This is a genomic window from Vibrio sp. 10N.222.52.B7 (assembly GCF_041474275.1).
GTDB classification, from domain to species: Bacteria; Pseudomonadota; Gammaproteobacteria; order Enterobacterales; family Vibrionaceae; genus Vibrio; species Vibrio crassostreae_C.
On record NZ_JBFRTU010000011.1, the window covers coordinates 1 to 26,611 of the forward strand.

General features: G+C 43.7%; 24 protein-coding genes and 1 pseudogene. 18 read left to right on the top strand and 7 right to left on the bottom strand.

Going from position 1 to position 26,611, the window contains the following annotated elements; all coding sequences use genetic code 11:
- A pseudogene (locus AB4512_RS04085) lies at positions 1 to 696 on the bottom strand (hypothetical protein); the annotation flags it as partial.
- A gap of 245 nt (positions 697 to 941) precedes the next feature.
- On the opposite strand from AB4512_RS04085, the gene AB4512_RS04090 reads away from it, so the two are divergent.
- The 7 genes from AB4512_RS04090 (at position 942) to deoD (ending at position 8,174) form a co-directional block, all read left to right on the top strand.
- Positions 942 to 1,097: a DUF5363 family protein gene (locus AB4512_RS04090; RefSeq protein WP_171732460.1), complete on the top strand. Its 156-nt coding sequence runs from the start codon at positions 942 to 944 to the stop codon at positions 1,095 to 1,097.
- The gene (locus tag AB4512_RS04095; protein ID WP_372174484.1) at positions 1,078 to 1,890 is read left to right on the top strand and encodes a TatD family hydrolase; all 813 of its coding nucleotides are present in this window, start codon (positions 1,078 to 1,080) and stop codon (positions 1,888 to 1,890) included. Before AB4512_RS04090 ends, AB4512_RS04095 begins: the two co-directional genes overlap by 20 nt.
- Before the next feature lie 204 nt (positions 1,891 to 2,094).
- Positions 2,095 to 3,357, top strand: coding sequence for a NupC/NupG family nucleoside CNT transporter (locus AB4512_RS04100; protein ID WP_017058833.1), 1,263 nt, complete (start codon positions 2,095 to 2,097; stop codon positions 3,355 to 3,357).
- Between the two features lie 520 nt (positions 3,358 to 3,877).
- Entirely contained in the window at positions 3,878 to 4,654 is a 777-nt protein-coding gene (deoC, locus tag AB4512_RS04105; RefSeq protein WP_010436196.1) for a deoxyribose-phosphate aldolase, read from the top strand.
- 110 nt (positions 4,655 to 4,764) lie between these two features.
- Positions 4,765 to 6,093, top strand: a complete 1,329-nt coding sequence (deoA, locus tag AB4512_RS04110; RefSeq protein ID WP_371721147.1) for a thymidine phosphorylase — start codon at positions 4,765 to 4,767, stop codon at positions 6,091 to 6,093.
- 76 nt (positions 6,094 to 6,169) lie between these two features.
- Positions 6,170 to 7,390 (top strand): phosphopentomutase, encoded by a 1,221-nt coding sequence (locus AB4512_RS04115; RefSeq protein WP_372174486.1) that lies wholly within the window; start codon positions 6,170 to 6,172, stop codon positions 7,388 to 7,390.
- 64 nt (positions 7,391 to 7,454) lie between these two features.
- Positions 7,455 to 8,174 (top strand): purine-nucleoside phosphorylase, encoded by a 720-nt coding sequence (gene deoD, locus AB4512_RS04120; protein WP_017063285.1) that lies wholly within the window; start codon positions 7,455 to 7,457, stop codon positions 8,172 to 8,174.
- 97 nt (positions 8,175 to 8,271) lie between these two features.
- On the opposite strand, the gene AB4512_RS04125 is transcribed toward deoD, so the two are convergent.
- The gene (locus tag AB4512_RS04125) at positions 8,272 to 8,883 is read right to left on the bottom strand and encodes a YtjB family periplasmic protein (RefSeq protein ID WP_076655999.1); all 612 of its coding nucleotides are present in this window, start codon (positions 8,881 to 8,883) and stop codon (positions 8,272 to 8,274) included.
- A 109-nt stretch (positions 8,884 to 8,992) separates the two neighbouring features.
- On the opposite strand from AB4512_RS04125, the gene serB reads away from it, so the two are divergent.
- On the top strand, positions 8,993 to 9,973 hold the full coding sequence (serB, locus tag AB4512_RS04130) for a phosphoserine phosphatase (protein WP_017058828.1): 981 nt from the start codon (positions 8,993 to 8,995) through the stop codon (positions 9,971 to 9,973).
- Between the two features lie 122 nt (positions 9,974 to 10,095).
- Here the strand turns inward: serB and AB4512_RS04135 are convergent, their stop codons facing one another.
- Positions 10,096 to 12,441: a PilZ domain-containing protein gene (locus AB4512_RS04135; protein WP_017058827.1), complete on the bottom strand. Its 2,346-nt coding sequence runs from the start codon at positions 12,439 to 12,441 to the stop codon at positions 10,096 to 10,098.
- Positions 12,442 to 12,602: 161 nt separating this feature from the next.
- Between AB4512_RS04135 and radA the strand changes: the two genes are divergently transcribed.
- Both radA and fusA read left to right on the top strand, forming a co-directional pair.
- Positions 12,603 to 13,982 (top strand): DNA repair protein RadA, encoded by a 1,380-nt coding sequence (gene radA, locus AB4512_RS04140; RefSeq protein WP_372174488.1) that lies wholly within the window; start codon positions 12,603 to 12,605, stop codon positions 13,980 to 13,982.
- 234 nt (positions 13,983 to 14,216) lie between these two features.
- The gene (gene fusA / locus AB4512_RS04145) at positions 14,217 to 16,304 is read left to right on the top strand and encodes an elongation factor G (protein WP_017058825.1); all 2,088 of its coding nucleotides are present in this window, start codon (positions 14,217 to 14,219) and stop codon (positions 16,302 to 16,304) included.
- Positions 16,305 to 16,498: 194 nt separating this feature from the next.
- Here fusA and AB4512_RS04150 read toward each other — a convergent pair whose 3' ends face one another.
- Together AB4512_RS04150 and AB4512_RS04155 are read right to left on the bottom strand one after the other, a co-directional pair.
- Positions 16,499 to 16,711, bottom strand: coding sequence for a VF530 family DNA-binding protein (locus AB4512_RS04150; protein ID WP_012604684.1), 213 nt, complete (start codon positions 16,709 to 16,711; stop codon positions 16,499 to 16,501).
- A gap of 45 nt (positions 16,712 to 16,756) precedes the next feature.
- The gene (locus AB4512_RS04155; protein WP_372174490.1) at positions 16,757 to 17,707 is read right to left on the bottom strand and encodes a LysR substrate-binding domain-containing protein; all 951 of its coding nucleotides are present in this window, start codon (positions 17,705 to 17,707) and stop codon (positions 16,757 to 16,759) included.
- 103 nt (positions 17,708 to 17,810) lie between these two features.
- On the opposite strand from AB4512_RS04155, the gene AB4512_RS04160 reads away from it, so the two are divergent.
- Entirely contained in the window at positions 17,811 to 18,017 is a 207-nt protein-coding gene (locus AB4512_RS04160) for a DUF1127 domain-containing protein (protein ID WP_017060829.1), read from the top strand.
- A 91-nt stretch (positions 18,018 to 18,108) separates the two neighbouring features.
- On the opposite strand, the gene AB4512_RS04165 is transcribed toward AB4512_RS04160, so the two are convergent.
- On the bottom strand, positions 18,109 to 19,797 hold the full coding sequence (locus AB4512_RS04165) for an AMP-binding protein (RefSeq protein ID WP_372174491.1): 1,689 nt from the start codon (positions 19,795 to 19,797) through the stop codon (positions 18,109 to 18,111).
- Between the two features lie 93 nt (positions 19,798 to 19,890).
- Positions 19,891 to 20,634, bottom strand: a complete 744-nt coding sequence (locus AB4512_RS04170; protein WP_372074607.1) for a helix-turn-helix domain-containing protein — start codon at positions 20,632 to 20,634, stop codon at positions 19,891 to 19,893.
- A 194-nt stretch (positions 20,635 to 20,828) separates the two neighbouring features.
- Here AB4512_RS04170 and AB4512_RS04175 point away from each other — a divergent pair, with 194 nt between their 5' ends.
- The 7 genes from AB4512_RS04175 to AB4512_RS04205 all read left to right on the top strand — a co-directional run.
- Positions 20,829 to 21,011 (top strand): Flp family type IVb pilin, encoded by a 183-nt coding sequence (locus AB4512_RS04175; protein WP_372174493.1) that lies wholly within the window; start codon positions 20,829 to 20,831, stop codon positions 21,009 to 21,011.
- A 68-nt stretch (positions 21,012 to 21,079) separates the two neighbouring features.
- Positions 21,080 to 21,610 (top strand): prepilin peptidase, encoded by a 531-nt coding sequence (locus tag AB4512_RS04180; protein ID WP_372074611.1) that lies wholly within the window; start codon positions 21,080 to 21,082, stop codon positions 21,608 to 21,610.
- A 37-nt stretch (positions 21,611 to 21,647) separates the two neighbouring features.
- Positions 21,648 to 22,985, top strand: a complete 1,338-nt coding sequence (locus AB4512_RS04185) for an AAA family ATPase (RefSeq protein WP_372174495.1) — start codon at positions 21,648 to 21,650, stop codon at positions 22,983 to 22,985.
- Positions 22,986 to 22,988: 3 nt separating this feature from the next.
- Positions 22,989 to 23,738: a Flp pilus assembly protein CpaB gene (cpaB, locus tag AB4512_RS04190; protein WP_372074615.1), complete on the top strand. Its 750-nt coding sequence runs from the start codon at positions 22,989 to 22,991 to the stop codon at positions 23,736 to 23,738.
- Positions 23,739 to 23,746: 8 nt separating this feature from the next.
- Positions 23,747 to 25,201 carry a type II and III secretion system protein family protein gene (locus AB4512_RS04195; protein ID WP_048605622.1) on the top strand — a complete coding sequence of 485 codons (1,455 nt, stop codon included), beginning with the start codon at positions 23,747 to 23,749 and terminating at the stop codon, positions 25,199 to 25,201.
- Positions 25,191 to 25,460 carry a hypothetical protein gene (locus AB4512_RS04200; protein WP_372074617.1) on the top strand — a complete coding sequence of 90 codons (270 nt, stop codon included), beginning with the start codon at positions 25,191 to 25,193 and terminating at the stop codon, positions 25,458 to 25,460. Before AB4512_RS04195 ends, AB4512_RS04200 begins: the two co-directional genes overlap by 11 nt.
- Before the next feature lie 16 nt (positions 25,461 to 25,476).
- Positions 25,477 to 26,611, top strand: a 1,135-nt coding sequence (locus AB4512_RS04205; protein ID WP_372174497.1) for a pilus assembly protein TadG-related protein, incomplete at its 3' end; no start/stop codon positions are given.

Consider the following 26,611-nt stretch of genomic DNA (forward strand, 5'->3'; position numbering starts at 1 on the left):
AGGTCGTGGGCTATCAATTACAATAGTTCCCTTGCCACTAGTTATCTCAAAACCACTATCCACACGCTCAACAGTTGCTAACCATTCGCCATTACCTTTAACGATGGCTGCACTGCCGTTAGCTTCTAGGTCACCTTCAACTTTTACTAGAGTTTTTTCAAAGTCGCCGTTGCCACGGAAAATGATCTCACCATCCTTGCGTTGTACAGTACCTACCCACTCACTGGTGTTTTCGTCGATAACGTGGATTTCACCGTTAATGATCTTAATTGTAAGGTCACGCTCTTCCATCTCGGGACGGTCTTCACCGAATTCAGGAGACCAACGTGGTGTAGCGTCAACATCAACGTCTGGGTGTTGTGGGAGATAATCCACATCATTGTCGCTATTGGAACTAGACGACGTGCTCAAAAGCCCTGCAACCAATGCAGCAGAAGCGGCACCAACTGCAGCCCAAGTACCGTTAGATTGTTTTTCGTAAGTGACGTCATCGATTGTGGCTGTCGTGCCCGGAGTTGCATTCGCGTATTGTTCGTTTAACTTATACTGAACAGAAGCATCGATAGCGTTCATCTGCCCGTCAATAAGTTGAAGTGTTTGTTGGTTTGCTAGCTCTACGTCAACTTGAGGTGCAGAAGCAAAAGCAGGTGCTGCTAATACGCTAGAAATTGATATGGCTAAGAGTGATGCTTTCATAAAGTAGGATCTCGTTATTGAATGGAGCGTCTTGCTATCAATGCCTCCTTGGCAAGTGCGTTTATTATTCTCGGTGGTGAGGTTTTCAACAATATAGCCAGCTAGTGTTAATGTATAAATTGGATTTATGCTTTTATGATATTTTGGCTAATCATTAGGCTTTTAAATGATTTGTATGTGTAGTTTGAGTTCTCTACTTTATGTGTTGGCTTTTCATAAGTATTGATAGAAGGCGCGAGGTAAATATGTTCGGTTGGATAAAAGCTTGGATTAGGAAATACGATAAGTGGTGTGAAGAGCTTGGGCTAACGCCTGAAAACAAGCGCAGTTGTGTTCCTTATCGTCGAGATCCTCAAGGGCAGCAAGCTGAGAGTGGGAAAGATGACACAGCAAACAAGTGATTTTCCGCTATTTGATACACATTGCCACGCAGACTTTGAGGCGTTTGAGCAAGGTTTTACCCATGAGCTGAGCATTGAGGGATATATCAAAGAGGCAAAACAGGCTCAAGTTGAGAAGTTACTCATCCCTTCTATCGGTCAAAATAACTGGCATAAGCTTGAGAAAATTGCGCAATCTCACCCTAATGTTTACTACGCATTAGGCTTTCATCCTTACTTTTTAGAGCAAGCGGATGAGATGCAATTTGAAGAACTTCACCAACTACTCGCATCAAAAACACGTCAGTGTGTGGCCATTGGTGAGTGTGGGTTGGACTTTTTTGTGGATGTGGAACAGGAGAAACAAGAGCGCTTTTTCATCCAGCAAATGGAACTTGCCAAGGAGTTTGACCTGCCTTTAATCATCCATGAGAGGAAGTCTTACAACCGACTTATCGAGCTAATAAAGCAGCATAAGTTCACCTTAGGTGGTGTGATTCACGGTTTTTCTGGGAGTGAACAGCAAGCTTTGGCGTGGATCAAGCTCGGTTTCTATATTGGCGTCGGTGGAACGATAACTTACCCAAGAGCGCAAAAAACACGCACAACCATCGCAAAATTGCCCCTTGAATGTCTGGTATTGGAAACGGATGCTCCGGACATGCCCATGTATGGAAAACAAGGAAATGTTAATCATTCCAAATATTTAGTTACGATCTTAAATGAACTTTTTTTGCTTAGAAAAGAGCCAAAGCAATCGATTGCAGCGCAAATTTGGCAAAATAGCCATCGCGCATTCGGTATATGTGAATAAAATCGAAGGTTTTTGTTTATCGTTTGCGTAAATTGCACTGAGCTTGTGATTTGGGTCACATTTGCGTGTGAATGGTACATGAATCTTCTACGAAAGTGTGAGGACGGCATTACTTTATTAGTGGTCGCATGAGTATAATTGCCTCCGCTTTATAGCCCCATTTTGTAACACGCCAATAAATAACTAATAAGGAAGTCATAAACTATGAGCCTGTTTATGAGCCTAGTCGGAATGGTTGCACTGATCGCAATCGCAGTACTACTATCTGACAACCGCAAAGCTATTAATCTAAGAACAGTGGGTGGCGCTTTCGCTATCCAATTCGCACTTGGTGCATTCGTACTTTACATCCCTTGGGGTCGTGATCTACTTGCAGGTTTCTCTGCTGGTGTAGCAAACGTGATCGACTACGGTAAAGACGGTACTGGTTTCCTATTCGGCAGCCTAGTTAACTTCTCAGTTGACGGTATCGGTTTCATCTTTGCTTTCCAAGTACTACCAACTCTGATTTTCTTCTCTGCACTTATCTCTGTACTTTACTACATTGGTGTTATGCAAATTGTAATCAAAGTTCTTGGTGGTGGTCTTCAGAAAGCTCTAGGTACTTCTCGCGCCGAGTCTATGTCTGCAGCAGCAAACATCTTCGTTGGTCAAACTGAGGCACCTCTAGTTGTTCGTCCATTTGTTCCTAAAATGACTAACTCTGAACTATTCGCAGTAATGTGTGGTGGTTTGGCTTCTGTAGCTGGTGGTGTACTAGCGGGTTACGCATCTATGGGTGTACCTCTAGAGTACCTTGTAGCAGCATCATTCATGGCAGCACCAGGTGGTCTACTATTCGCTAAAATCATCAAGCCTGAAACAGATACGCCAGACGACAACATCGCTGACGAAATGGACGGTGGCGATGACAAACCAGCTAACGTTATCGACGCAGCAGCAGGTGGCGCATCAGTTGGTCTACAACTAGCACTTAACGTTGGTGCAATGCTACTAGCATTCATCGGTCTAATTGCTCTAATCAACGGTATCCTAGGTGGCATCGGTGGTTGGTTCGGTATGGAAAACCTAACTCTAGAACTTCTTCTAGGTTGGATCTTCGCACCGCTAGCATTCATCATTGGTGTTCCATGGGAAGAAGCAACTATCGCTGGTTCTTTCATTGGTCAGAAGACAGTTGTTAACGAATTCGTTGCATACCTAAACTTCGTACCATACGTTGGTGAAAACGCTCAAGTTGTTGCAGCAACTGGTCAAGTGATGTCTGAGAAGACTCAAGCTATCATCGCATTCGCACTATGTGGTTTCGCAAACCTTTCTTCAATTGCGATTCTTCTAGGTGGTCTAGGTGGTATTGCACCAAGCCGTCGCCACGACATCGCACGTATGGGTGTTAAAGCGGTAATTGCTGGTACTCTATCTAACCTGATGGCAGCAACAATTGCTGGCTTCTTCCTGTCTTTCTAATTAGTTAGAAATCGATATATAGACGCCATAATAATATCGCCCCGTAGCAAGAAATTGCTGCGGGGCTTTTTTGTTTTTAGGCCTGCCGTTTTTAGTATATGCACGCGCTTATGCTTAGATTCGATGTAGGGTCTAGAATGTTTTTTTGAGATACAAACCGTTTGCGTTCTAAGGAGCACTACAATTTATTGATGGATACCTATAATGTATAAGCTAAAGGGATAGGATGTCTCTGTTGGCAAGAAAGTAACCTCGAAATCAACTCGAACGTTATTCTTCTGGGATTAAGCCAAAATTAGCGATACGCTATAGATGTTAGACACAACATGACTGATTTGTTGTGCCATAGACCAAACTGGTACTGTGCGGTGACAAGGATTGCAATTGGTAGCGAAAGTTATCAAGTCTTCAGGGAACCAAGTCCGTTCATTTGTGGCTACTGAGCATTACTAAAATATCCATCTATACTGGATGGAGGGCGAAGTAGTTAACTATTTGAATATATTGATCGGAGATAGAAATGAGCGATTTAAAAGCAGCAGCTCTACGTGCACTTAAACTTATGGACCTAACTACGCTAAATGACGACGATACTACTGAAAAAGTAGTGGCGCTTTGTCATGACGCGAAGACTGCAGTAGGCAACACCGCTGCAATCTGTATTTACCCTCGCTTTATCCCAGCAGCTAAGAAAGCGTTGCGTGAGCAAGGTACTCCAGAAGTACGCATTGCGACTGTAACTAACTTCCCTCATGGTAATGACGACATCGAAATTGCTGTTGCAGAAACAAAAGCAGCGGTAGCGTACGGCGCAGACGAAGTTGACGTAGTATTCCCATACCGTGCTCTTATTGCTGGCAACGAAGAAGTTGGCTTTGAGCTAGTTAAACAGTGTAAAGCAGCTTGTGGTGACATCACGCTTAAAGTGATCATCGAAACAGGTGAACTGAAAGAAGAAGCACTGATCAAGAAAGCTTCTCAAATCTGTATCGAAGCAGGTGCAGACTTCATCAAAACTTCAACAGGTAAAGTGCCAGTAAACGCGACTCCAGAGTACGCGCGCATGATGCTTGAAGTTATTCGTGACATGGGCGTTGCTAAAACAGTTGGTTTCAAACCAGCTGGTGGCGTACGTACTGCTGAAGATGCAGCACTATACCTAGCAATGGCTGATGAGCTATTAGGCGCTGAGTGGGCAGACAACATGCACTACCGTTTTGGTGCTTCAAGCCTACTAACTAACCTTCTTAATACATTAGAAGTGACAGACCAGACTGCTGATCCAGCAGCATACTAATATCCCAATCGGGTGTAACAAGATTTAGTCTGTTTGATGGAGTGGCGTTAAGTCACTCCACATTACCTCTTTCCCTACAAACCATACTCACTAGAGTTTGGGAGGCACTAATGTATCTACCTCAAGAAATTATTCGCAGAAAACGTGACGGTGAAGTCCTAACAGCTGAAGAGATTAACTTCTTCATTCAAGGCGTAGCTAAGAACACGGTTTCTGAAGGCCAAATTGCAGCATTCGCAATGGCTATCTTCTTTAATGAAATGACAATGCCAGAGCGTATCGCACTAACGTGTGCAATGCGTGACTCAGGCATGGTGATTGACTGGAGCCACATGAACTTTGATGGCCCAATCGTTGATAAACACTCTACTGGTGGTGTTGGTGACGTAACTTCTCTGATGCTTGGCCCTATGGTGGCAGCATGTGGCGGTTTCGTTCCAATGATCTCTGGTCGTGGTTTAGGCCACACTGGCGGTACGCTAGACAAGCTTGAATCTATCCCTGGCTACAACATTACACCAACCAATGATGTGTTCGGTGCAGTAACGAAAGATGCTGGTGTAGCGATCATCGGTCAAACAGGCGATCTAGCACCTGCTGATAAGCGTGTTTACGCAACTCGTGATATCACAGCAACAGTCGATAACATCTCGCTGATCACGGCTTCAATCCTATCTAAGAAACTGGCTGCGGGCCTTGATTCTCTAGTGATGGATGTAAAAGTAGGTTCAGGCGCATTCATGCCGACTTACGAAGCATCTGAAGAGCTAGCGAAATCTATCGTTGCAGTAGCAAACGGTGCGGGTACTAAAACAACAGCAATCCTAACGGACATGAACCAAGTGCTGGCTTCTTCAGCGGGTAACGCAGTAGAAGTTCGTGAAGCGGTTCAGTTCCTAACGGGTGAATACCGTAACCCTCGCTTGTTAGAGATCACTCTAGCATCGTGTGCTGAAATGCTGGTGCTCGGTAACCTAGCTAAAGACTCAGACGAAGCGCGCGAAAAACTGATGGCAGTACTGGATAACGGTAAGGCAGCAGAGTGCTTCGGTAAAATGGTAGCGGGCCTTGGTGGTCCAGTTGATTTCGTAATGAACTACGATAACTACCTAGAAAAAGCAGACATTATTAAGCCAGTGTACGCGTTAGAAAGCGGTGTGGTATCAGCAATGGATACTCGTGCAATTGGTATGGCTGTGGTTGGTATGGGCGGCGGTCGTCGTGTAGCAACTGACAGCATTGATTACGCAGTCGGTTTTGATCACTTCATTCGCCTAGGTGAAGTAGCAAGTGAAGATAAGCCATTAGCAATGATTCATGCTCGCAACGAACAACAGTGGCAAGAAGCTGCAACAGCATTACAAAATGCAATCACTGTGGGCGGAGAATATACAGCAACGCCAGACGTTTACCGTCAGATTCGTTCTGAAGACGTGTAAATAACAGGTATCGGTATACCTCGCGTATACCGATAAACAGAGTTCTGGTGCAAAGAGCAATAAGTTGGTGAAGAAAATGAAAAGAGCATTTATTTTAGTTTTAGATTCATTCGGTATCGGTGAAACAGCGGATGCAGACAAATTTGGTGATGTAGGTTCTGACACTATGGGCCACATCGCAGATCATTGTGACCAAGGTCTTGCAGACAATGCAGATCGTAAAGGTTCACTGGCACTGCCAAACCTGTCTAAGCTAGGTCTAGCGATGGCTCACAAAGAGTCTACGGGTCGTTTTGCTCCTGGTATGGATGCAGACGCTGAGATCATTGGCGCTTACGGTCACGCTGCTGAGCTGTCTTCTGGTAAAGACACGCCATCAGGTCACTGGGAAATCGCAGGTGTTCCTGTACTGTTTGACTGGGGCTACTTCACCGACAAAGAGAACAGCTTCCCAAAAGAACTGACTGACCGCATCCTTGAGCGTGCAGGCCTGTCTGGTTTCTTGGGTAACTGCCACTCATCTGGTACGGAAATCCTAGATAACCTAGGTGAAGAGCACATGAAGACTGGTCTGCCAATCTTCTATACTTCTGCAGACTCTGTTTTCCAGATCGCTTGTCACGAAGAGACATTCGGCCTGCAAAACCTATTAGACCTTTGTCAGATTGCTCGTGAAGAGCTAGAAGACTACAACATTGGTCGTGTTATCGCTCGTCCGTTCATTGGCCCAGGTAAAGGTCAATTCGAACGTACTGGTAACCGTCGTGATCTTTCTGTTGAGCCACCTGCAGCCACCATTCTTCAGAAGTTGGTTGATGAGAAGGGCGGTAACGTTCACTCAATCGGCAAGATCTCTGATATCTACGCGGGTTGTGGCATCACTCAGAAAACCAAAGCAACAGGTATTCCTGCGCTATTTGAAGCAACCAAAGAAGCGATCAATGAAGCAGGCGACAACACTATCGTGTTCACTAACTTCGTTGATTTCGACTCAGCTTACGGCCACCGCCGTGATGTTGCTGGTTACGCAGCGGCACTTGAGTACTTCGATGGTCGCATCGATGAAATCATCGATATGATGAAAGAAGACGATGTGCTTATCCTAACTGCAGACCACGGTTGTGATCCGACATGGCCAGGTACAGACCATACTCGTGAGCACATCCCTGTGATTGTTTACGGTCAGAAGGTTCCAGCCGGTTCTTTAGGCCGTCGCGATACATTTGCTGATATCGGTCAAAGCTTAGCGTCATACTTTGGTACATCGCCAATGGGACACGGTACAAGCTTTCTATAATAGTTAACGAAGAGAGAGGGAAACCTCTCTCTTCTTTTTTGTTTTGAGATTAAGGATATTTTCAATGGCTACTCCACATATTAATGCTGAAATGGGTGATTTCGCTGACGTAGTTCTAATGCCAGGTGACCCGCTACGTGCTAAATACATCGCTGAAACCTTCTTAGAAGAAGTGGTTCAAGTGTGCGACGTTCGCAACATGTTTGGTTACACCGGTACTTACAAAGGTCGTAAGGTTTCGGTAATGGGACACGGTATGGGCATTCCATCTTGTTCTATTTACGCGACTGAGCTGATCAAAGACTTTGGTGTGAAGAAGATCATTCGTGTAGGTAGTTGTGGTGCAGTGAGCGAAGATATCAAAGTGCGTGATGTGGTGATCGGCATGGGCGCATGTACTGACTCTAAAGTGAACCGTATTCGCTTTAAAGATCATGACTTTGCGGCGATTGCGGATTACAAAATGGTGCGCGCGGCAGAAGATGCAGCCAAAGCTCTCGGTGTCGGCGTAAAAGTCGGTAACCTGTTCTCGGCTGAGCTGTTCTACACGCCAGATCCAGAGATGTTCGAAGTAATGGACAAATACGGCATTGTTGGCGTAGAGATGGAAGCGGCAGGTATCTATGGTGTATGTGCTGAATACGGCGCAAAAGCTCTAACGATTTGTACTGTGTCTGACCACATCAAGACTGGTGAGCAAACGACATCAGATGAGCGTCAAACGACCTTCAACGACATGATGGTTATCGCACTGGACTCAGTGTTGCTTGGTGACCAAGAATAATCTTGATTTGTCTTAGCTTGATAAGTTAACAGATAACAAAAAGCCCCGTTGCTGCCTGAGCGTCGGGGCTTTTTATTGGATCTTTGGAGCTTAGTCGTTATGAGCTTACATTCTTCAACAGTAAGTTCTCACCAGACTTAGTCGGTCTTCTGCGAATCAGCATGATGAACAACACGCCACTCACAAACCCCATCAACACCATACCGATCATGTAGCGATCACTTTTGCGATAATGGTGATCAGAAATTGCAGTCATCTTACCCGTTTCGAAGGTCACTCGAATAAAGCCGATGATCGTCTTCTCTGGTGAATAAATAGGTTCAACTAATTGTTGTCTACCGATACTTGCTGTTGAAAGTGGCGTATCTAAGCCAAGAACCTCACGTACCGAGAGGGCTTTTTCGCTCGAAGCCAATCGAATACCCTCTGCATCATAGATGGTGGTATCGAACACCAGTCGGTCTTGAGATAGCTGGTTAGTCAGATCAAGCAATCGCTCTTGGTCTTGTTGCGTGATCATCTTGCTGGCTGAAAGTGATGCCTGAGAGATAAGCAGCTTGGTAAGAGTTTCCAACTGTTTTGCTTGGATCTTCTCGTTACCTTTACTGATCACGACCGTATTTTTAATCGTTACAACGAACATGGTAGCCAACAAAATGAGGGCTAGCATTCGTAAAGCGTTACGTATTGAGAACAATGATTCATTCATGTTTCACGAAGCCTGAAATAAACAAATGTTATGATTAAGACATATTGAGACTTGCGTTTTCAAATTGCAATAGGTTAACGTTTAGCATAGTTAATTAGGAATCATACACATGGACGCTCAGAAATATCTGCCGATAAAAAGGCATACGACATTATTAACTCGACTCCCCGAGACTCGTTTCGCTTCTCAACTCGCTAAATCCAAGGCCAATTGGATTGTGTTTGGTGAGTACCTATCTCCACAATCTTTCGATGACATCGACTTTTTCACTGGCACTTACAACACCATCCTCGATACGTGGAAGGTTGGGCATTATGAAGTGGCTTTGATGTCAGGCAATCTAACGCCAGCACACGAAGAAATCCTCCAAGCGCTAAAGCTTGATTATGCTTGCCTTAGCGAGGTCCCAGACTTATCTAAGCCAGGTTTGATCGTGATGGATATGGATTCCACAGCGATTCAAATTGAATGCATCGATGAGATTGCCAAGCTAGCTGGAGTGGGAGAGTTAGTCTCTGAAATCACAGAACGAGCAATGCAAGGCGAGCTCGACTTTGAACAGAGCCTACGCCAGCGAGTAGGAGCACTGAAAGGTGCGGATGAATCGATATTAGAGCAAGTGCGTCAGTCATTGCCATTCATGCCAGACTTGGTCGGGCTGGTGAATACTCTAAATAAGCTTGGCTGGAAAACGGCGATTGCATCAGGCGGTTTTACTTACTTCTCTGACTACCTGAAAGATACCCTTGATCTAGACCATGCTCAATCAAACACGCTTGAGATCGTCAACGGTAAGTTGACGGGTGAAGTCTTAGGCGATGTTGTTTCGGCGCAGACCAAAGCGGATATCTTGGTAGAGTTAGCTGAAGAATACGAATTGGAACTGCACAATACCGTTGCCGTTGGTGATGGTGCTAATGACTTGGTTATGATGGGTTCTGCAGGTTTAGGTATTGCCTATCACGCGAAACCGAAAGTAGAGCAACAAGCTCAAACCGCTGTTCGTTACGCAGGTTTAGGCGGTGTGCTGTGTATCTTGTCGGGTGTATTGGCTAAGCAACAGAAGATCAGCTGGCAAGCGAAACCTTAGGGGCTCTACCTAAGTGCTATTGGCTATGTATCTTATTTAGCAATAGTGGCTCAGACACAAAAAAAGCAGGCTATCAGCCTGCTTTTTCAATTTTCATGCTTAAGTTAATACGCCACTCGAGGCTAGCGTGTTAGCTCCAATCGAATCAGCACTTCATCGGTAATGTCCTCTATCTCGCCATAACCGATAAACGCCGTCACCTCATTCTCTAGCTTCTTAGCTTGATGCATACTGATGCGTGAAAGCTCTTCTAAATCCGACTGGAATAAACTCGTTAGCGGATTAAAGATAGGTGCCGTGGTGACTCGCAATACATACACATCACCTAAGTGCTGCGCTTTCTTGATGAATAAGATGCGTTCCTTTGCTGAGGCGAAGTCTTTGACCAACTTGGTGTGTACCGACTGGATTTTGTCGCCAAACTTCACTGCAGCAATGTACACGTCATGATGCTTAGGCTCCGCACCTTCAATTCTTTTTAGTGGCTCAGCCAACAGTGAGTTGGTGTGACCCTTGAAGATTGGCTCGAGTGAGAACTTTTGGTTGTGACCAAGTTTAGCAAGTAACGTTAGATGCTTATTCAGTGGGAAATTCACACCAATGATCTTACAGCGCAGCGTTGAACTTGGCTTATCAATGAATATTGGGTTACTGACCATCTTGCTCAACAAAATGTTGTGCAGTGATTCGAGTAGCGAATGTGTTGGCAGTATCTCTTGCTTCTTAATCAGCTTACTTTGGTTTTGATCGATAAGCCCATTAAGGAAAGCGATGGTACGCATTGTCTTGGCGTTCTCGGCAATAACCAACTGCACGTTGCGACCATTCGGACTCACTCGAATTACGTGGTAAGGCACTGTGCTCAGTGGCAGGTTCTTGTCATAGAGCTGCAGTTCATTGAAGTTCACTAATACCGGATCATTAATCTTGAGTACCATTGGGTGTTCAAGGCTAATGCTCAGTCCACGCTTCGAAATATCTAAGGTGTGTCCGTTCGCCGCTGTGCCATCTTGTGATGTAAGTTGCAACGGTGACTTAAATTGGTATCTCGGCTCTTTACGACGAGTCTGAGAGTCAAAGTAGATGCTTTGAATATTGCCGACGACAGTACGCGGGTGACGGAAGCGGTTCAATTCACTGCTTGGAATGCGTGGCTTTTCACTCAGAAGATAGTCCGCCGCACTTTCGTGATCGCCAATCTCTTGCAAGATTCCGCAATGCGTCAGTTGAGCTGAGCTTTGAGCCAGCGTATCCGAGTGTTTAGCTAATGCTTGTCGCTCAGTGTCTGAAAGTTCGAAAACCGAGAACTTGAACGCCTTCCAACTTTTACGTTTGCCACCGATGTGCCAGAACAGCTGTCTTTGTTCACGAGAGGCTTCAGGCAGCATCATTGAATAGAACAAGGTCTTGTTTTGGTGTTCATGGGTAAAAGAGTAGATAACGTTACTGGTTCCCTTCACTCCTGGTTTCGCCAACAGGTTCATACGTTGCTCGTTGAACAGGGTACCCAGCGCTTGTTGATTTCGTTCGTCGTGCCAATATTGCCATAATGGATGGTTGTTATCCGTCAGTAGGGCAAGCTTTAGTTCGCTGCCGCTGAAAAACAGGGGTAGGTTACAAGTATGCTTTAGATAGGTATGTTCGATTCCTCGAGTACGAGTTCGAATAATCCTATCTTGATTCTCATGGCTGGTCTTCTTACTGGTGCTATTTAAAGACTCATCGAGTAAGCGAGCCACAATATTGTTGTCGCTTACCTTGATGGTTCTTAGAAATTTGACCGCGTTGTTCTCATAAGATTCGTCGATACCCAAAACACGAAATTCAACCGCTTGGTTAACATCGTTTTCTTGGGACTTTTCGATAAGCTCTGAGAACTTAACGCTGATGATCTCGCCGAGGTTGTATCGAAAGGCGCTCGGTACTTTGAACTTTGCACCCGACGGGGAGATATCAACCGTTACACCATGTAGGCTTTGCCCTTTCGATGTGGTGATCTCGACCTGCGAGCTAATCTTGAGTCTGTTCTCTTGGCGTTTTAAGTCGTAACCTAGGTTAATAGCTTCCGCTTCGTACGGGCTATTGGCGCTAGTAATGTCGTGGTTACCTTGAGAAGATGTTTTAACAACGCTCAGAGGCTGAGTTCGCGGAGTCATTACTAACTCCCATGCGCCTTCTGTGTAACCTTTAAACTTTTTCGTACCACGTTGATATGCGTTTAAAGCGATATCATCGAGCCAGTGCTTACGGCCGTCGAGAGTGAACTGACGACACTCATTATCAATACGCCCGCGTAAATCAATGCTCTTTGTACACGGAGCCATGATACGATTCAGTTCCATTTTAACGAGCAGCTTCAGAGACGGCGATTCCCCTTCTGTCATTTGAGAAAGAAGGAATTCGAAATCTTCGGCGTGGTAAGCCGGGATTAAACGTTCTGCTACAGATAGAATTTCAGATTGCTGCATACTTTTCTTGTTAGAATGGACGGTGCGTTTATGTTATCGACTAGTTTAAATCGATCTTTAAGTATAAGTGGTATGACTGCAACTTTTATTTTCATCCGTACGGTCAAATAAGTCACAAATTGACAACATCATTGTGTAATTGAGTAAATTATTGAGGTTTTATGGCGAAGGCAAAGCGAGCTTATGTGTGTAATGACTGTGGTGCCGATTTTCCACGTTGGCAGGGGCAGTGCAATGCATGTGGTGCTTGGAACACGATTACAGAAGTTAGGTTAGCCGCTTCACCTCAGGTCGCACGTAATGAACGATTGAGTGGTTATGCGGGCGGTGCAACTGAATCTTCGGTTCAAACGCTGTCAGAAATCGATCTGCAAGAAGTCCCACGTTTTAGCAGTGGCTTTAAAGAGCTAGACCGCGTACTTGGTGGTGGTGTCGTACCGGGTGCTGCGATCCTGATTGGTGGTAACCCGGGTGCCGGTAAATCAACGCTGCTATTACAAACCATGTGTCAGCTTTCTTCTCAATTACCGACTCTCTATGTAACCGGGGAAGAATCTCTGCAACAAGTCGCGATGCGTGCGTCTCGACTTGGATTGCCAAAAGAGCACCTAAAGATGCTCTCAGAAACGAACGTGGATAAGATTTGTCAGGTTGCAGAAAAAGAACAACCTAAGATCATGGTTATCGACTCCATCCAAGTTATGCACGTTGCGGATGTTCAATCTTCTCCGGGCAGTGTTGCACAGGTTCGTGAATCGGCAACCGCATTAACGCGCTACGCAAAACAGAATAACGTTGCTGTGTTCTTAGTTGGTCACGTAACTAAAGACGGCACCTTAGCAGGGCCAAAAGTACTTGAGCACATTATTGACTGTTCTGTTTTATTAGATGGCGGAACCGATAGCCGTTTTAGAACGCTACGCAGCCACAAAAACCGTTTTGGTGCAGTGAATGAACTGGGTGTGTTTGCGATGACAGGCCAAGGGCTAAAAGAAGTCAGCAACCCATCCGCTATCTTCTTGTCTCGTGGTGAAGAAGAAACCTCGGGCAGTTCTGTCATGGTGGTGTGGGAAGGGACGCGTCCACTTCTTGTCGAAATCCAAGCGCTGGTGGATTATTCACAGCTGGCTAACCCACGTCGCGTCGCTGTCGGCCTAGAGCAAAACAGGCTTTCTTTGTTATTAGCGGTGCTGCATAAACACGGCGGCTTACAAATGGCTGACCAAGATGTGTTTGTGAATGTCGTCGGTGGTGTTAAAGTAACCGAAACCAGTGCTGATCTTGCGTTGGTGATGGCTCTACTTTCTAGTTTCAGAGACCGCGCATTACCAAAAGATGTGGTGGTATTTGGAGAAGTAGGCCTAGCGGGTGAGATTCGACCTGTACCGAGCGGACAAGAGCGTTTAAATGAAGCATTTAAACACGGCTTTAAGAAAGCGATTGTACCGGTGGCTAACATGCCTAAAGGTGGCATTCCAGGAATGCAGATCCACGGTGTGAAAAAATTATCGGAAGCAATTAATGCTTTTGATGAGTTGTAATTGAACTCACTTCAGCTACTCTATACAGCAGCAATTCAGCCTAACCTTAACGCCGATTAGGCTTTAGGTTAGCACTATAATTAACAATCATTTAGATTGTTACTACTGAGTGCCTTTTTCTATATGTTAGAAAAAGGCAAAGTTTTTTAGTCCCAAATGCATGCAAAGCTATCAGTCTTCACAGATTGTGATATACTCTGCGCGCATTTTATATCCTATTAACAGAGTAAGACAATGGCAGATTTATCGAAATACAGAAACATTGGTATTTTCGCGCACGTTGATGCGGGTAAAACAACTACCACTGAGCGTATCCTTAAGCTAACTGGTCAAATCCACAAGACTGGTGAAGTACATGATGGCGAATCAACGACTGACTTCATGGAACAGGAAGCTGAGCGCGGTATTACTATCCAATCAGCAGCTGTAAGCTGTTTTTGGAACGATCACCGTCTAAACGTTATCGATACTCCTGGACACGTTGACTTCACAGTTGAAGTATACCGTTCTCTTAAAGTTCTTGATGGCGGTATCGGTGTATTCTGTGGTTCTGGTGGTGTTGAACCTCAATCAGAAACTAACTGGCGCTACGCTAACGAATCAGAAGTATCTCGTCTGATCTTCGTTAACAAACTAGACCGTATGGGTGCAGACTTCTACAACGTTGTTGACCAAGTTAAAAACGTTCTAGGTGCAACTCCTCTAGTAATGGTTCTACCAATCGGCCGTGAAGACGAGTTCGTTGGTGTTGTAGACCTACTAAGCCGTAAAGCATACGTTTGGGATGACACTGGTCTTCCTGAAAACTACGAAATCAAAGATGTTCCAGCGGACATGGTTGATGACGTTGAGCAATACCGTGAAGAGCTAATCGAAACTGCTGTAGAGCAAGACGATGACCTAATGGAAGCTTACATGGAAGGTGAAGAGCCTTCTATTGAAGACGTTAAGCGTTGTATCCGTAAAGGTACTCGTGATATCGCATTCTTCCCAACGTTCTGTGGTTCTGCGTTCAAGAACAAAGGTATGCAACTTATCCTTGATGCTGTAGTAGATTACCTACCAGCACCAACTGAAGTTGACCCTCAGCCTCTAATGGATGAGAACGGTGAAGAAACTGGCGAACACGCTATCGTTTCTACAGATGAGACTTTCAAAGCGCTTGCATTCAAAATCATGGATGACCGCTTCGGTGCTCTAACTTTCGTTCGTATTTACTCTGGTAAACTGAACAAAGGTGACACGATTCTTAACTCATTCACTGGCAAGACTGAACGTGTTGGCCGTATGGTTGAGATGCAAGCTGATGACCGTAACGAACTAACTAGCGCACAAGCTGGTGACATCATTGCGATCGTTGGTATGAAGAACGTGCAAACTGGTCACACTCTATGTGATCCTAAGCACCAAGTAACGCTTGAGCCAATGGTATTCCCAACTCCAGTAATCTCAATCGCTGTATCTCCAAAAGATAAAGGCGGTTCTGAGAAAATGGGTATCGCTATCGGTAAAATGGTTGCAGAAGATCCATCTTTCCAAGTTGAGACTGACGAAGAGACTGGCGAAACTATCCTGAAAGGTATGGGTGAACTTCACCTAGACATCAAGGTAGATATCCTTAAGCGTACATACGGCGTTGACCTAACTGTAGGTGCTCCTCAAGTTGCTTACCGTGAAACTATCACTCAAGCAATTGAAGATAGCTACACGCACAAGAAGCAATCTGGTGGTTCTGGTCAATTCGGTAAGATCGATTACCGTATCAAACCAGGCGAAGCAGGTTCTGGCTTCAAGTTCAACTCTGTAGTTGTGGGCGGTAACGTTCCTAAAGAATTCTGGCCTGCAGTTGAGAAAGGCTTCGCATCTATGATGGAAAACGGCGTACTAGCTGGCTTCCCAACTCTAGACGTTGAAGTTGAACTTTTCGATGGTGGTTTCCACGCAGTCGATTCATCTGCTATCGCATTTGAAATCGCAGCGAAAGGCGCATTCCGTCAATCTATGCCTAAAGCTGGCGCGCAACTTCTTGAGCCAATCATGAACGTTGACGTGTTCACTCCAGACGATCACGTTGGTGATGTTATCGGTGACCTTAACCGTCGTCGTGGCATGATCAAAGATCAACAAGCTGGCGTTACTGGTGTTCGTATTAAAGCTGACGTACCTCTTTCTGAGATGTTCGGCTACATCGGTCACCTACGTACTATCACTTCTGGTCGTGGCCAATTCTCTATGGAATTCGCACAATACGCACCATGTCCAACTAACGTTGCTGACGAAGTGATTGCAAAAGTTAAAGCAGAAAAAGAAGCTGGTAAGTAATTAGCCCTTTTCTCAATTAGCTAAAAAAGCCCCGCAAGTGAAAGCTTGCGGGGCTTTTTATTGCTTGTAACATACTGCGAGATGCGAGATGCGAGATGCGAGATGCGAGATGTGATATTGATATGGCCCCTAAAAAGTAGACACAGGGGTTGTCCCGTATTTAATCAACACGGGACAGATAAAGTAGGGAGAGATTAACGCTTTAAGTCGATGTAAATCTGCTCTACCTTGGTACGAGCCCAATCTGTTTTACGCAAAAATTTTAAGCTCGATTTAATGCTCGGGTCTTTTTTAAAGCAGTTGATGTTCACCATGTAACTCAACTCTTCCCAACCGTAATGTTCAACTAATTCAGTCAGTAGCTTCTGTAGAGTGATACCGTGAAGTGGATTATTGTCTTGTGTCATGAGATGTTCTCGCCATTTATTTGAGCTAAGTATACCAGTTTCGCCTTATGAATTATCCGACCATTTGAGTTCGTAGTCGGTGTGGATAATCGAAAGCTCTTCTCTACCTGTATTACCAAATAATTTAACCTGATTCTGCATCCATTCTTCGAAACGTTTTATCTTCTCTCGATGGAAGTAACCTGGAGGCGCGCACAAAAAATAATTGTATTTAGGCTTCAGCGCGATATTACCGATTCGGACGAGTTTCTTTTCCTGCAAATAGCGATACACCAAGCTGTGCTTAACCAAGGCAACGCCCTGAACGGATAATGCACCCTCTAAAACAAAATGTGAGCCGTCAAATTGCAATGATGAACGTCCTGCCTTCGCCCCAGCAACGTCTAACCATAGATTCCAATCCATATCAGGCCAACGGTCTTCAATTAACTCTGCTTTATGCAGATCGCTGATGTCATAGATTCCATATTTTTCTTGATAGATAGGATGACAGACAGGGTAAACAACTTCGTCCATTAACCAACGTGATTCAATATTTGGGTAGTTACCATGACCATATCGAACACAGACATCGACAGCTGAGTCTTCAAAGGTAACCAGTTTGTTGGTAGGTTCTATTAACATAGATAAATCTGGGTGACGGTCGCGGAAGTCGCCAATTCTAGGCACTAACCAATGTTGTGCAAAAGAGGGTACGGTCGAAATCGATAACTGAGTGGGGTTGGGGTCTTGGTTTATTCGTCTTACTCCATCTTGAATATGAGCAAAGCCTTTCTTCACTTGCTGGTACAGTACTTCACCTTCATGAGTGAGTACTATTTTTCGGTGCTGACGAATAAACAAGTCTGCACCTAACCACTCTTCAAGTTGGCGAATTTGTTGGCTGACGGCAGCTGCCGTGACAAATAGCTTTTGTGCGGCGAGCTTAAAACTGCCAGTTTCAGCCGCCGTGTAAAAATAGTAGATCCCTTGGAATGGTGGGGCTCGTTCTCTCACATTAGTTTTCCTTAACTGAATGCCAGTATCTATCGTTTGTCGATGTTGCTCTGTTGATTAATTATTGACCATAACAAAACAAAAGATCAACAGGAGAAAGGCTATGAATACGATCACAGCAACAGCAAACACCAACCATTCATTTTTTTCATCATTATCAATTAAGAAATTCTATTCTAAATTAGGCCTGTACTTTCAAAATCGTAGAACTAGAAAGCAGCTGTCTGAGCTACCCGATTATTTACTGAGAGATGTCGGGATTACGTCGGAACAAGTCGAGAAAGAACTGAAGAAGTCATTTTGGGAGTGAGTGGGAGTGTTAGGGGAGGGACTGGCTAATCTAAGGTTGAGCGTACTTTGCTGCCAAAAAAGGAGCCATAATGGCTCCCTCTCTATTTTAATTATTCTTCCCAAACCACCAATTTATCTTTCGGCCAGTTATGACCAACTTCATGGTATTTCTGCTCAAGGATATGTCGCTTGATTTTGAGAGTCGGGGTTAACACGCCATTCTCAATGCTCCATGGTTCCTTAATCATCAATACACCTTTGATCTTCTCGTGTGAACCAAGCTGCTCGTTCATTTTCTCGATAACGCGCTTTGTCGTTTTCTCATAGCGAGCTCGATCGAAATTAGGGAAGTCATGCGGTACCACAAGTAGGATTGGGCCTGGTAGACCAAGGCCTATCAAACACATCATTTCTACGCGGCTGTACTCAAACAGTTTGTTTTCGATTGGTACAGGGGCAACAAACTTACCTTTAGCTGTTTTAAAGGTATCTTTTTTACGTCCGCGAATCGTTAGGTAACCTTCACTATCGATATCACCGATATCACCGGTATGAAGCCAACCATCCGAGTTAAAAGACTCTTGAGTTGCAATATCATTCTTGTAGTAACCAGAGAATAAGCCTTTGCCTCGAACTAGAATCTCTTCATCTTCAGCTATTTTGAGTTCAATCCCTGGACCTGCATTACCAACTGTACCAATCTTGTCAGCTCTGAATGGGTAGTTGAGCGTGCTGTAGGCGAAAGACTCTGTCATGCCCCATGCCTCGGTGATGTGCAGACCAACACTCTCATACCATGCGAGTAGAGCGGGTGATACAGGTGCAGAACCACATCCAAGAACACGAGCTTGATCCAAGCCTAGGCCATCGGCAAGCTTCTTCTTAATGATGTTGTTGATAAACGGGATCTTCAGCAGAATGTTCAGTTTTTTCTGCGGCAGCTTATCTTGGATGCGCTGTTGGAACAGGGTCCATAAACGAGGGACAGAAATAAACAGAGTAGGACGCTGCATCTTCACATCATCAATAAAGGTGTCCAAAGATTCAGGGAAAGCCGTAACCACGCCCCCCATAACTGAAGAACCAAAGATGTAAACGCGTTCTGTAATATGAGCAAGTGGTAGGTAAGAGAACAGGCGATCGCCAGGTTGAATTCCAATATGGTCAATCAACCTTTGAACAGACCAAGTAAACGCGCCGTAGGTGAGCATTGCGCCTTTTGGTAACCCTGATGTACCCGATGTATAAACAAGTGACATCAGCTTATCGTCGTGATGCTGAGGGCGTTTGGTTGATGGTTCATGTGTCTCAATGAGCTGTTCGAAAGTGTGTTGGCACTTCGCTGCGCTGTCGTATGGCAGTGAAATACTCACCAAGCTCGGATTGTCATCAAGTACTTTTTGAGTGGCTTTAGGATCGTCAAGCTTACCCGCAATCACAATTTTACTTTCACTATGCTCAATACAGTACTGAATGGTATCTGCACCCGCTGTTGGAAAGATTGGGACGCTGACAAAATCTCCTAACATCATGGCAAGATCGCAGATGAACCATTCTGCACAGTTTTTCGATACGAGAGCGACTCGATCGCCAGGTTGGGCGCCGAGTCCTTCTAATGCTGATGCCAGTTTCAGTGCTTTGTCGGCTACTTCTTTATAAGTAAATTCGACAAATTGGCGGTTAATAATCTGTTTCAAATAGACTTCATCTGGACGTTCTTCTGCCCATTTTAAAATCATGTCATTGGGTGTAGGGAGAGCTGTTGCTTGTTCTTGGCTAAACTCGTTAGGCTGAATCATTGTCTAACTCCATGTTTTTCGCTAAGTTATTTTTGGTTATTTTTGTTAAAATCATGTTAAATGTACCATGATTTTTTCTTTTAGGGAGTAAAATTAGCGTTTTCTGTTATCTGTGCAGGCACGTCTGTAACTTGCTGGGGTTACACCTGTCCTTTTCTTAAAAATTCTCGAAAAATACGACACATCCTTGTATCCACATTGATAGGCAATTACAGCAATTTTTGACTCGGTATCCGCCTCAATCAACTTTTTAGCTAGTAGAACTCTTTTGTCACAAACAAAGTCTCTAAAGCTTACCCCAAAGTGTAGATGAAACTTTTTCGAAAAGTAGGTTGTTGAACAATGGCACTTCTCGGCGATCTCCGTTTCTCTGATTTCTTTGTTTATGTTATCCATAACATAGTTAACAACCTCAGAAGTAAACAATTTGGCAGGCAGTTGATTGTTGTTATTTATGTCTCTGTCGAAATCGAAGTGAGGTTCGAAGATATGCTGTGTTTTACGCTTAAGTTCTTCGAATGTACTGGTCAGATGATTACTGTTTGTTTCGATAATGAAAAATATATTCTTATGATTTCGAACGATATTAGGTAACTGGTCCGAGCAAATAATGACTATTCGCTTGTTCAAGTTTTCACAAATAGATAATGCCATTGTGAGTAGTTGAAGTTTATCCGGTCTATTCAAGATAAAAAATACTAGTCTGACATCTAAGTTACTGATTATAGATATATCTTGCTTATAATTTTCAATGGGGAAGTAGTGGTTTATTTTATTGATAATAACAGCATTAAATTCACTGTCTTTATCTGATAATAAAGGTGTTACTACTTTCATATAAATACCAACTCTGTTTCATATTAAATTGTGAGTTAAAAAATAGATAAATTAAGATGCATAATAATTAGATTAGAAGTACCACAAAAAAGTGCAAGTAAATGGCAAGAAAATCCTAACCTAATATATCTCTCACCTCTAGATTTAGTTTACAGGTAAACAAAGCCTGATACGCAAATCAAGGAGAGGTTATCATGGATAAGTTTTTGAATAATTGTAAAGAATTCATGAAAGATGAAGAAGGGTTGACCGTTGTCGAATACGTAATCGGTGCGGCATTGTTGGTAATAGGTATTGCAACTCTGTTTGACAGCTTGGGTACGCAACTCGAAAATAAACTGAATACTACTATCAGTAAGATTAAAGAGCCAGCATAGTTAGCAGTATTCTGAACATTATTATTGAGTACGTTTTAGGCCATTTATTGAGTGTGTGAATTTAATATATGTTAAATGAACCTTCTGTTTTTTGGGTGTTATTAATTGCAGTTTCGGTATGCGATGTTGAGAAGCATCGCATACCAAATAACATGTTAATTCTATTTTTATTTGTGTATTTTTTGTCGATGTTTAACCGCAATTACACCTTTGATGTTTTTTTAATGTCCTTAGTTGGATTCTTGGTATTTTTTTGTTTTGGATTACTTTTATATTTTGTAAGAGCTATGTCAGCGGGAGATGTGAAGCTATTAGGTATTGTGGGTATGTATCTCGGGTGGGGACAATTACTTGATGCGTCGTACTATATCTTACTTTCTGCTGGAGTTATCGGGACTTTCTACCTGCTATATAACTTTGCCAATTCGAGTAATTTCACTGTTAAAGATTATTTTGAAAACAAGTTGATCGCGCTTGGTGGAGTCGCCCCTGTAATAGATAAAAGTGCGAGTTTTCATGCTAGGTATTCAAATAAGGTGACGATGCCTTTTGCACCCTCTGTTGTTATGGGATTGGCGATGTATAGCTACTTTACTTGAACCTGTTGTTGGTTAGCTTTATGGAGAGGAATAATATATGGATATTATCGGGCGTACTGCTCCAACAACTTTGAAACCTCAAATATCAGCCCCTACTGTTCCAACATCTCTTGATATGCTGGGTGTTCCTGAAGTTGTTATAGAAAACCTTGTGTTGAAGCACCTTTCAGCCTATCCCAAATCGGATGTGTTAGATCTTTCTAACTATTTGTGTGTTGTTACCCATATAGTGGAAAGTGCTCTAGCCGTTTTGAGGAAGAAGTCATTAATTGAGGTGTTTCAACCTACCTCAGACCTTTCTCATTCATCAGTCTCCCATAGTCATGTCCGTTACTCCCTTTCTGAGAAAGGATTTGAAGAAGCTGATCTTGCCTTTAAACGTGACGCTTATTTAGGGCCCGCGCCAGTTTCGCTTGACCAATACAGTGATGTGGTAAAGCAGCAAGATCTAAGAGCTGAATTAGTGACTCGACCACATGTCGAAGCAGCACTGAATGATGTATATGGTGTCGACAAAATGATTTCTGTATTGGGGCCTGCAATCAATTCTGGACGAGCCTTGTTGCTGTATGGGCATGCGGGTACGGGTAAAACCTTTGTTGCGAGCCGTATTGTGAATGCTTTGCACACCTCTGTATTTATTCCTTATGCAGTCTATGCATTAGGTAACATTATCAAGGTGTTCTCGGCACAACATCATAAACCGTTGGATAGTAACGGCAGCGATCAAAGCATTTCCCTCAAAGATCAGTACGACAAGCGTTGGCTTAACTGTGAAAGGCCAAATATTCAGGTGGGTGGAGAGCTTACTATGGATATGCTTGAAGTTAATCATTCAGAAAATAGTCGAGTCTGGTTAGCACCAGTTCAAATGATGGCAAATAATGGGATCTTTATCATTGATGACCTTGGTCGTCAGCCCATGCCGGTGGACGCGCTTCTTAATCGTTGGATTGTACCGATGGAGTATTCCTTCGACTATTTGTCGCTGCCTAATGGTCAGCAGATAACGATGCCATTTGTATTAACTCTTGCCTTTTCTACCAATCTAAACCCCAAGAAAATAAGCGATCCTGCCTTTTTACGTCGTTTGGGTTACAAGATTGAATTCAAGCCACTTAATCAGCGAGATTATGAAGCTTTATGGATGAGTGTCGTTGCTGATAAAGAGGTAGAGCTTCAAGACGGGTTTTTTGAGCGTTTGTCTCAAATGCACACGCTTCTAAAAGTGCCACTTTTCCCATGTTTACCGAAAGATCTCGTTGGTATAAGCAAAGACATTCTTTCGTTTGAGCAACTCCCACCTGTTATCACATTCGATATTCTTTCCATGGCATGGAAAGTTTATTTTACCTCTGATGGACATGAGGAATAACACATGAATAAGAGTCAAGTTTTCCTACTGTTTTTACTGTCCGTAGTATTCGGCTTAGCGGCTGTATTTTTTGCTAAGCAGTGGATGGATGATCAAGTTCAGCCAACCGTTGAAGTTGAAACGGTCGAGCGTCACCCCGTTGTTGTCGCATCACAAGAAATTGAAGCCGGAACTATTATCGAGGATCAGTTTTTAACCACCAGATTGATGGAAGTTGATTGGATTAATGAAAATAACTATTCGGATAAAGCGGATCTGATTGGCAAGGTTGTTGCGAATACTATCTATGCCGGAGAGGTGCTTCACAAGTTACGATTTACTGTACCTGGGGAAGGGTCAACATTGGCTGCTCTTATCCCTGAAAATAAACGTGCGGTAACGATACGTGTTGATGATGTAATTGGTGTCGCGGGTTTCTTATTACCTGGGAATAAGGTTGATATTCTCAATACCGTTTCTTACGGAAAAAACTCTGCAGCGACTCAAACAGTATTAAAAGACATTAAGGTTTTGGCTGTCGACCAAACGGCTAAAACGAAAGAAAACAGTCCGATTATTGTACGAGCGGTAACACTTGAGATGACGCCGAAAGAGGCAGAGAAACTTCTCACGGCTAAAAGCAAAGGCGATATTCAGCTGACTTTGAGAAACCCACATGAAGTTGAGAAAAAAGTGGTTCGTCGATATGTGCCTAGACCGAGTGTTACCATTATCAAAGGTACAGAAACATCTAATGTGCGCGTCAAGGATTGAGGTGAAATATGAGAATATTAATTGCGTGTGTTTTGAGCCTGATTTGTATTTCGACGGCCAGTGTAGCGGCGTTACAAACGGGAAAAACAGTCACGGTTCCACATCATAAATCTACGCATGTCGTGCTGTCGGGAAAAGCGGCGAAGGTTTCTCTTGGTGATCCTGAAGTTTTAGATATTGTAATTTTAAAATCAAATGAAGTGTTTTTAATTGGTAAAAAATTAGGTGCGACAAACCTAATGGCTTGGGACTCTCGAGGTCGGTTGATTGAGTCTATTAACATTGAGGTTACTCATGATCTTAATAGCCTCAAAGCTAAATTATATGAGTTCCTTCCTGATGAAACTATCGAAGTGCACAGTGCGCAGAACCGTCTATTATTGAGCGGTCAGGTCAGTAACCAACAACAAATGAATGTGGCGATGCGAATCGCAGAAACCTATTCGTCAGGGCAGGCTGCTGACGCATCAAAAGAAAGTGGAAGTGAACAAGCTGCCGCAACCGGTGTTATTAATTTGATGTCGATCGGAGGGGCTCAGCAGGTGATGTTAGAGGTGACGGTTGCTGAGGTTCAAAGAAGCTTGGTAAGAAAGTTTGATGCGAACTTCCATTTCTTCCAAACCAGTGGATCTGACTTTTCTTGGGGGGCGTCTTCAGTCCCTGCCGGTGTGTTAGGTGCAACCCCTATTTTCAATATTCCTACCTCTACTGATTACGGTATTTTAGGTTCTTTCATTGATAGTAATACATTGTTTACTTTCGCATTGGACGTAGCAAAACAAAATGGTGTGGCAAAAGTCTTGGCTGAACCGAACTTAACCGCACTAAGCGGTTCAAAGGCTGAGTTTTTAGCGGGGGGAGAATTTCCAATTCCGGTGCCTGACGAAGATGGTATTACCATTGAATATAAAGAATATGGTGTAGGGCTGAAATTCATCCCAACGGTTCTTAGTGATAAAAAAATCAACCTGAACTTGGCTGTTGATGTGAGTGAAATTGCGAATAGTAGCTCGCTAACGATTGATCCTGGTACTACCAACGCGACTTACTTCATTCCACCTATTACGCGTCGTAGTGCATCTTCAACTCTTGAGTTAGCAGATGGCCAGACTATCGGTATTGCAGGTTTACTGAGTGAGAATGTGAGAGATATCAGCAACAAGATGCCAGGCTTTGGTGATGTGCCGATTTTAGGTCAGCTTTTCAATAGCCAAGAGTATGTATCTGGCGAAACCGAACTGGTTATTCTTGTTACTCCTCGACTCGCTAAACCTATTGACCGAACGAAAGTGACGTTACCAACTGATGCCTTTGTTGATCCTAATGATTTGGAATATTACTTGTTAGGCCGAAGCGCTTACATCGCTGAACCGTCTGAATCTGATTCAGAACAATCTCAAGCTTCACAGGATATATCACCGACCGATGGTGGTAGCGAAGGCTCATTTGGGCATGATTTATAAGGGGATAGATATGACTAAAATAATGATGATCTTTCTCACAATGTTATTGGTTGGCTGTGCGAACGATGCTCGTTTAGGGCACTCGGTAGCACTAGTGAAAACAGAGCAAACGTATAACCCTAATGCGACCCAAGAGAATTTACTCGAAGTACCTGATGGTACAGGGGAGCGGATGCAGACTGGTTACGACAGATATGTAGGCAGAGGTGAAAATGATCTGTCCGGAAGTAGTAGCCAGATCTTAGAAGAGTTTAACTAAATCTGGAGGTACTCATATGTTGTATCGAGTATCACAAAACCCTAAAAAGCAACAAGGCTTAGTAGTGATAATGATTACTGCTGCCATGTTAGTTTTCTTAGCTGTCTCAGCGCTAGCTATAGACATAAACCATATGGTTGTAAATAAAACGCGCTTACAAAATGCAGTCGATTCTGCAGCGTTGGCTGCCGCAACCATATTAGACAATAGTAAAGATAAAGATGCTGTAGACGCAGAAGTGGGTACGGCACTCAATGCCATGGCTGCTTCAACAGGGAACCAAGAAATTGATTTCTCGACCGCTTCTATAAGCATTGATTATTCGAATGACCCACAGGATTTTACTGGCACGGCGACGTTCGGTGCAAATGAAGATGTTTATGTGCGAGTTCGCGTAGATGCACTAGAGATGGATGAGTTTTTCATTCAACTGTTTGGTCTTGATAAGGCAGTATCAGCAAGTGCCGTTGCTGGCCCCAGTTCAGGTCAAGATGTAGTTAATAACGTTGTACCCATTGGTGTGTGTATTGGTGATGGCACTTCGGATAACGATATTGATCCAGAAGACGGCTTTCACGATGAGACCGGTGAAGAGATAACCAATGTATTTGGCTATGAGGTAGGGACGGTTCATGCCTTGAAGGTGGGAGATAATAGCTTATCTGAAATGGGCAATGGTAATTACCACCTGTTGGACTTTGGTTCCGGTGGTAAAACAATCAAAGAAGGTTTAGGGGGGAGTTATGATCAGCCAGTTAAAATTGGTGAAGATATCACAACTAAACCTGGCGGCACGGTTGGCCCGACAGGCGATGGCTTAAATACTCGTTTTGGTGATTATGGCGGTGGCTTATCGGCATCTGATTACCCTTCAGATTATGTGACCACAGAACCTACCAATGAAATTACGATTGATGCCAGTACGGGAGAGATCGATTCTGACGGAAGTTATACCTATGCTCAATATGAGTCAGAGACCAATGCCTGTATAGCAAGTGGCGGTTCTGGGTGCGCATCTAATGGTGTTGCTTGGAGAAGAATTTTGCCCATTCCTATGGTTGATTGCTCAGGTAAAAGTGGCGGTGCAACCGACTTTACCGTGAACAAAATTGGCTGCTTTTTCTTGTTGCAAAAAGCACCAACTAACAACT

What these genes read in the sequence shown, in the direction of transcription:
- AB4512_RS04090 (WP_171732460.1), top strand. Translation starts at nt 942, where the DNA reads ATGTTCGGTTGGATAAAAGCTTGGATTAGGAAATACGATAAGTGGTGT.
- AB4512_RS04095 (WP_372174484.1), top strand. Translation starts at nt 1,078, where the DNA reads ATGACACAGCAAACAAGTGATTTTCCGCTATTTGATACACATTGCCAC.
- AB4512_RS04100 (WP_017058833.1), top strand. Translation starts at nt 2,095, where the DNA reads ATGAGCCTGTTTATGAGCCTAGTCGGAATGGTTGCACTGATCGCAATC.
- deoC (WP_010436196.1), top strand. Translation starts at nt 3,878, where the DNA reads ATGAGCGATTTAAAAGCAGCAGCTCTACGTGCACTTAAACTTATGGAC.
- deoA (WP_371721147.1), top strand. Translation starts at nt 4,765, where the DNA reads ATGTATCTACCTCAAGAAATTATTCGCAGAAAACGTGACGGTGAAGTC.
- AB4512_RS04115 (WP_372174486.1), top strand. Translation starts at nt 6,170, where the DNA reads ATGAAAAGAGCATTTATTTTAGTTTTAGATTCATTCGGTATCGGTGAA.
- deoD (WP_017063285.1), top strand. Translation starts at nt 7,455, where the DNA reads ATGGCTACTCCACATATTAATGCTGAAATGGGTGATTTCGCTGACGTA.
- AB4512_RS04125 (WP_076655999.1), bottom strand. Translation starts at nt 8,883, where the DNA reads ATGAATGAATCATTGTTCTCAATACGTAACGCTTTACGAATGCTAGCC.
- serB (WP_017058828.1), top strand. Translation starts at nt 8,993, where the DNA reads ATGGACGCTCAGAAATATCTGCCGATAAAAAGGCATACGACATTATTA.
- AB4512_RS04135 (WP_017058827.1), bottom strand. Translation starts at nt 12,441, where the DNA reads ATGCAGCAATCTGAAATTCTATCTGTAGCAGAACGTTTAATCCCGGCT.
- radA (WP_372174488.1), top strand. Translation starts at nt 12,603, where the DNA reads ATGGCGAAGGCAAAGCGAGCTTATGTGTGTAATGACTGTGGTGCCGAT.
- fusA (WP_017058825.1), top strand. Translation starts at nt 14,217, where the DNA reads ATGGCAGATTTATCGAAATACAGAAACATTGGTATTTTCGCGCACGTT.
- AB4512_RS04150 (WP_012604684.1), bottom strand. Translation starts at nt 16,711, where the DNA reads ATGACACAAGACAATAATCCACTTCACGGTATCACTCTACAGAAGCTA.
- AB4512_RS04160 (WP_017060829.1), top strand. Translation starts at nt 17,811, where the DNA reads ATGAATACGATCACAGCAACAGCAAACACCAACCATTCATTTTTTTCA.
- AB4512_RS04165 (WP_372174491.1), bottom strand. Translation starts at nt 19,797, where the DNA reads ATGATTCAGCCTAACGAGTTTAGCCAAGAACAAGCAACAGCTCTCCCT.
- AB4512_RS04170 (WP_372074607.1), bottom strand. Translation starts at nt 20,634, where the DNA reads ATGAAAGTAGTAACACCTTTATTATCAGATAAAGACAGTGAATTTAAT.
- AB4512_RS04175 (WP_372174493.1), top strand. Translation starts at nt 20,829, where the DNA reads ATGGATAAGTTTTTGAATAATTGTAAAGAATTCATGAAAGATGAAGAA.
- AB4512_RS04180 (WP_372074611.1), top strand. Translation starts at nt 21,080, where the DNA reads ATGTTAAATGAACCTTCTGTTTTTTGGGTGTTATTAATTGCAGTTTCG.
- AB4512_RS04185 (WP_372174495.1), top strand. Translation starts at nt 21,648, where the DNA reads ATGGATATTATCGGGCGTACTGCTCCAACAACTTTGAAACCTCAAATA.
- cpaB (WP_372074615.1), top strand. Translation starts at nt 22,989, where the DNA reads ATGAATAAGAGTCAAGTTTTCCTACTGTTTTTACTGTCCGTAGTATTC.
- AB4512_RS04195 (WP_048605622.1), top strand. Translation starts at nt 23,747, where the DNA reads ATGAGAATATTAATTGCGTGTGTTTTGAGCCTGATTTGTATTTCGACG.
- AB4512_RS04200 (WP_372074617.1), top strand. Translation starts at nt 25,191, where the DNA reads ATGATTTATAAGGGGATAGATATGACTAAAATAATGATGATCTTTCTC.